The organism is Vallitalea sediminicola (assembly GCF_054408565.1).
Genome location: NZ_BTPT01000018.1, coordinates 95,829 through 102,009, shown reverse-complemented (window position 1 = coordinate 102,009; position 6,181 = coordinate 95,829). Strand labels below are relative to the sequence as shown.

Below are 6,181 nucleotides of genomic sequence, written 5' to 3'. Positions count from 1 at the left end.
ATATCATAGGGCATTCTCTTGCTACATAATTTCTCGCACCGATCTTAGATGTCTCTTTCAATGTACTAATTGCCTTTTTGAGCTCTTTATTGGAATTGTTCAAATCCTTTTGACTACATTTAATTTTGCTTTCAACTCTTCTATATGTAGTTATATCTCGAAAAATAATAAGATATTGAGTTTCTCTTATTGAATAGACTTCTTTTACGAATATTATAAAACTAAGACCTTGAATCTTTATTTCTCTCTTTACATCCTTTAATTCATTAATTATTTCTTTATTCAGTATTTTTTGTATCACTTCAGTAGCTTCATCATCAAAAATATTCTCCAACTTTTCATTGACATAGATAACATCACAACTAGATCCTAACACACATATAGGTGTATCCAGTTTATGTACAATCTCATGCTTCATAATTGGCGAGAGATTCAAAAAATCATGTTTAAAAGTAGCATATACATAAGCAAGTGTAGACCATGTAAAAACAATAGGAGTAATATCAAAAATTACTGGTATACCAAGCGAGAAAACAAATCTATGTATTACCTTAGTTATATATAAAAAATTAAATATCAATGGTACTAATATTCCTCCTGAAATAAAATATTTATACCATCTATTTTTATGTCGAAATCTTATTTTGAATGTTTTATAACAGTATACGAAACCTACAGCAATAAAAGTATATACTATTAAAGTATGGATATAGAAAAGTATACCAAAACTGTCACCCCAAAAATCATAAGTAGCATAAAACATGTGATGATAAGGATTAGTTATAACAGCTACAATCTGTAAAAGCGACAATGTATAAATAGGACATTTAATTCTATTAGGTAATGATTTACCCTTGTAATAAGCATAACCAAATTCCAAAAAAGCTACTTCAAAAACACAAGCACAAGCATAATATCCTACAATAAACCACCATCTTGAAATAACAGTAGGAGATACCGTTTTGAATATCTTAAATACCATCCAGCCAATCATACTTACTTGCATGACTAAAAAAGCTTTTAAAGCATAATCTTTATTAGCCTTTATATAAAACATCATAAAAAAGATAATGGCTAGAATTATCGCTACAATATGCACTATACAAATAGTCTGTATTTCCAATTTTAATATGTCCTTCATCATTCTATCCCATTTTCTACAGCATATACCGCCAGCTGCAATCTATCCGAGATACCAAGTTTCTCATAAATCCTACTAACCTTATTTTTTATTGTACCTTCAGTATAGCTAAAAAATGTTGCAAGTTCTTTGTTGCTTTTACCATCTACGATAAGCTTAATCATATTAATCTGTTCTATGGATAAAATATCTGTATAATTCTTTTTACCTTCTGCCATTTTTCTGAACTTATCCACCATAATATTCTTAACGCTTTTATGTATAACAGTCAAACCATAACCTACACATTTAATGGTTGTTATTAACTCATCGGGATCAATATCTTTTGTTATATACCCATCCGCTTGTGATAGAAATGACTCCACAATATTTTCCTTATTTTCAAAGGTTGTAAGTATTATGATTTTAATATTCTTATACTTATTTTTAATTACTCTCAGTGCTGAAATACCGTCCATTTCTGGCATCTCAATATCCATAAGCACTATATCTGGATGATGAAGTTTACAAAGTTCTATAGCTTCTTTACCATTTGTAGCCTGACCAATGACATTAATCTTTTCATCTATACTTAATATCTGACTCAGTGATTTTCTGAGTAACGACTGGTCATCTGCTATTATTACGTTAATCATAACTACCTCCTATTTTTTACATTTTATTCATAGTAATTCATATATGCTGTAACTGCACTTCTAACATCTTGTAAATCATCCTTTGCATGCTGAATTATGTCTACTATGTTCTTATCAAAATCATCATCTACATTTTTACTTAATTCATCTATATTGGTTTTTAATTTACGCATGGATTTGTACTGGTTATTTGCTATTTCTGAGAGAAGATTATTGATTTCTTTTTCTTTTTCCATTTCATAAACAATATCTTTGTATTTAGTAAGTTTGTTATTAGCTCTAGTCGTTTGATTTTGCTTGATTTTCAATTCATCTAACATATTGATAAGCTCTGTTATATCAATGAATGTTATTATATATCCAACGATTTGATTATCTTTTAGTAGTTCTTTTTTATTGTATTGAAAATAGATTTTCATTTCCCTGCTACCAACGTATTTTATAAAAGATTTATCATAAGCAATTCTCGTGGTTACTTCGTCACTAAAAATATTTTGGATATTTTCCACATCAAATATATTTGTTCTATTAAAGATATTTGAATTCATTACTCTAGTATTCTTATAGATGATATATCCATTTTCATCAGTTATAAAAACATAATCAAGTATAAAGTCTTTTACCGCACCAAATATGGACGAACTAATTCTATAGGGCATTAATCTTGTTGATATGACACTAAAATTAATATTAAATAGTATATATATAAATTTTTCTGACTCGCTACCAGACAGTTGTAGTACTACTGGAAGTCCAAACAAGAATATAGTTGTTACAATTGAAAATTTATCTAGATTTTTTTTTGCATATAAATGCGTAAGAAGAATTAAATAGGTTATAATGTAAATCCATAAAAATATATCCGACATAATATTAAAAAACTCAATAGTGCTTTTCTTATATGCTATTTCTTCTATGAACCTACAAACAATAGATAATCCAAGAGAGAGCTGGGTAAAAATTAAGGATTTGTTGTTTTTAGAACTTTTATACAGACATACCATCAAACTTATTACAATGAAAATTATAAGTATTGTAAAAAAGATGATATTAAAAAATTGTTCTGTTGTATAATATCTGCCATCTCCCATTTTGTTCCTCCAAAAGTTGTGTTTCTATTATTATACAATAAACTAACGTCATTATAAAGTAACCGTAGTCATTAGTTGTTGGTTTACTATAAAAATGGAAAATAGAAGATATAAGATAGACTCTAGTTAGCTATTATACCTTAAAAGCTATGTATAAATTATGGCTAAATAGAGTCTATATAATATCTATCTTTTCTTTACTTACAATCGACGTATCCTTTGTAATAATCAATTTTTTTATTAATTTTTTCCAGATTTTTTTTTGTTGATTCAATATTTTGAAGGACTTTATTTTTATGATTTGTCAGAATTTCAAGTCTTTCTTTTAAAGTGTCTTCAGTATTGGTAGCTAAACTAAGCCTAACTATTTCTTTTATATCTTTTAGAGGCATACCTGTTTCTTTTAAACAGCATACTAATTCTAACCATTGAATATCGGTTGTCGCATATTCCCTAACACCATTTTCAGTCCTTTTTACTTCAGGTATAACTCCCTCTTTTTCATAATATCTTATTGTATGGCTACTAAGATTTAATTTGTCAGATACATCTTTAATTGTAAAACTCAATTCATCACCTACTTTAATTTTTATTTATATGCTTGCTTAAGAATATTAGTAGCATCAACTAGTGTCAATTTATATGGATCTAATTCAAATAAGCCGCCCATAGTATCCATAGCATTTTTCGCATATATTTCTAATTGATCTTTTTGTATTCCATAATCAGATAATTTCAGCTTATCTACTCTACAATCTTTTTGTAATTTTAAAAGTATATTAACAAAATCTATTGGTTCATCTGCATCTTTATTACCTAATGCTCTTGCCATATTTATAAATCTCTCTGGTACTTTATCCATAAAAAATCTATAATATGCTTCTGATATCATTATCAAACCAGCTCCATGTGGAAGCTCTGGATGATAAGCACTTAGAGCATGTTCCAGTGAATGCTCAGATATACAACTGGATGTTGATTCAACAAATCCTGATAAAGTATTTGCAAGAGCCATATCTGTTCTTGCTTCTTTATTATTCCCATCATTCACTGCTTTCGCCAAAGACCTTCCTATTAATTCAATACTTTTTAATGCATACATATCACTGATTTCATTGGATATATTAGCAAGATAGCCTTCTGTAGCGTGAAATAGAGCATCGAATCCTTGATATGCAGTAAGTTTTGTTGGTACACTCATCATCAAATCAGGATCTACTATTGATATCCTAGGAAATGTATCGTTATTACCATAACCAATCTTTTCATAGGTATCTTCTTTTGTTATAACTGTCCATGGATCTGCTTCTGTACCAGTACCAGCAGTTGTTGTTATTGCAACTATTTCTAATGGCTTATTACCTAGAGGTAACCCTTTACCAGTTCCACCATGTACATAATCCCAATAGTCACCTTCATTGGTTGCCATAATTGCAATGCTCTTTGCAGCATCAATACTGCTTCCTCCTCCAAGACCTATTACAAAATCGCAATTATTTTTCTTGGCAATCTCTGAACCTTCCATTACATTTTTGTATGTAGGATTTGGTTTAATTTTATCATAAACAACATATTCACATGAATTATTTTCAAGTAACTTACATAGCTTATCCAAATATCTATATCGCTTCATTGAAGTCCCTGAAGATATTACAATCAGTGCTTTTCCCCCTGGTAGCTTGATTTCTCCTAGCTTATTAATCATTCCACTGCCAAAAAATATTTTCGTTGGAATATAATACGAAAAATTTTTATCCATAACATAACCCCTTTTCTTATTAATTATTTATTGGTTATTTTTATCTTACCCCTTAGAGTTAGCTCTAAGTCAAGAACTTTTTTTAAGTCTAGTTTAAAAGTCTAGATATTAATAAATAACCTCTCTAAAAATAGTATATAATATTTAACTAGAGAGGCTTAAATTCCCAATATATCAAAATCATAGTTCATAAATCCACTATCTTCTATTGTTGTGATATGTGGAGTTATACCATAACTTTGAATTAACAAATCATTTTTATCTAGATACCCTTTTATACCTTTATCTTTATAAAAAACAGATACTTGAATACCAAAATGAATTATATCCCCTTCCCATATTCCCTCTTCTTCTCTAATTTTAATTTTATTATTGTTCTTATCTACGTAATATTCACCTTTGTTTGAAAGATATATTTTGCTATTGATTTTAGGCTTTAAATATTTATATAAATTCTTAGGTCCACAATATGGGATGTCGTATCCTAACCTCAACATTCATTTCTTTTTCTAGAAAGCAACTGAACTCTTCCGAATCTAAATTGATGATTTATTGTCGTTTGGAAAATATTTTATGATGGTTTCTAGATTCTTGAGTTCATTATGAAAAGGTGTCATTATCTGAAAATCATTTTGTTTTATACCTTTTCCATGTATACGTTTGCTAAAGTTAGCTAATGTTCCCGATGGTCCTACATCAATAAAGCAATATTCTTCATTAATATCTAAACTATTCACAGCCTTCTGGAATTGTATTGGTTTCCTAACCGTATTCCAATAATAATCATTTTTCATGTCTTTCATATGATTACCTGTTACACAAGAGATATAATTTACTTGTGGCTCACTAAATGTTTTGGTACGCAAATAATCCTTATACGCTATTGCAACTGTATCCATCATGGAAGAATGAAAAGCATATCTTACTGGTAGCTTAGCGCATATGATTTCCTGAGATTTTAGATGTTTTTCTATTTTATTGATACCTTCTATACTTCCAGATACTACAAAATGGGAATCAAAGTTCACAGCAGCCATTTCTGAATTATTCTTTAATATTGAAATATCATCATATATTTTTTTGTTTTCCAAAATTGCTAACATGGAACCTTCCTTACAACTGTCTTTTACTAGTTGTGACAGTTTCAATATTGATCTTATAGTATCATTATAACTCATAACATTGGAAACTGCCGCTGATGTATATTCACCAATACTAGCTCCAATAACATAGTCTGGATTTATTCCATTTTCTATTAACAGATTGGCTAAAGAATATTCAACCATGAATATAGCTACTGATGTATATAATACATTATCAAAAGGATTCTTTAACCCAGATTTATACAAAACATCTATTATTGATTTTCCCATGCTATCTTTTACTACTTCATCTAACTTATCCATCGATTTTCTAAAAACTGTATTATTTTTATACAAATCCAGTCCCATATTATAGTACTGAGAACCCTGCCCCGAAAACATAAATACTACTTTCATTTTTCTAGCTCCTCTCTAATAATTTATATTCACAGCATAATAAATCATAGCTATAT

Annotated in this window: 7 protein-coding genes; all 7 read right to left on the bottom strand. The window is 28.8% G+C overall.

All coding sequences use genetic code 11. The features are described 5' to 3' along the window. The coding region (locus ACX6CF_RS08540) for a histidine kinase N-terminal 7TM domain-containing protein (protein ID WP_458784901.1) at positions 1–1,141 on the bottom strand (1,141 nt) is incomplete at its 3' end. Next, a complete protein-coding gene (locus ACX6CF_RS08535; RefSeq protein ID WP_458784900.1) occupies positions 1,141–1,776 on the bottom strand; it encodes a response regulator in 636 nt (211 codons plus the stop codon). The genes ACX6CF_RS08540 and ACX6CF_RS08535, both read right to left, overlap by 1 nt. Positions 1,777–1,799: 23 nt before the next feature. Next, positions 1,800–2,867 carry a hypothetical protein gene (locus ACX6CF_RS08530; protein ID WP_458784899.1) on the bottom strand — a complete coding sequence of 356 codons (1,068 nt, stop codon included), beginning with the start codon at positions 2,865–2,867 and terminating at the stop codon, positions 1,800–1,802. A 197-nt stretch (positions 2,868–3,064) separates the two neighbouring features. Then, on the bottom strand, positions 3,065–3,436 hold the full coding sequence (locus tag ACX6CF_RS08525; protein WP_458784898.1) for a MerR family transcriptional regulator: 372 nt from the start codon (positions 3,434–3,436) through the stop codon (positions 3,065–3,067). Between the two features lie 20 nt (positions 3,437–3,456). Continuing rightward, positions 3,457–4,626, bottom strand: coding sequence for an iron-containing alcohol dehydrogenase (locus tag ACX6CF_RS08520; RefSeq protein WP_458784897.1), 1,170 nt, complete (start codon positions 4,624–4,626; stop codon positions 3,457–3,459). Positions 4,627–4,784: 158 nt separating this feature from the next. Continuing rightward, the gene (locus tag ACX6CF_RS08515) at positions 4,785–5,123 is read right to left on the bottom strand and encodes a hypothetical protein (RefSeq protein WP_458784896.1); all 339 of its coding nucleotides are present in this window, start codon (positions 5,121–5,123) and stop codon (positions 4,785–4,787) included. 39 nt (positions 5,124–5,162) lie between these two features. Beyond that, entirely contained in the window at positions 5,163–6,125 is a 963-nt protein-coding gene (locus ACX6CF_RS08510; protein ID WP_458784895.1) for an acyltransferase domain-containing protein, read from the bottom strand. Positions 6,126–6,181: the final 56 nt, after the last annotated feature.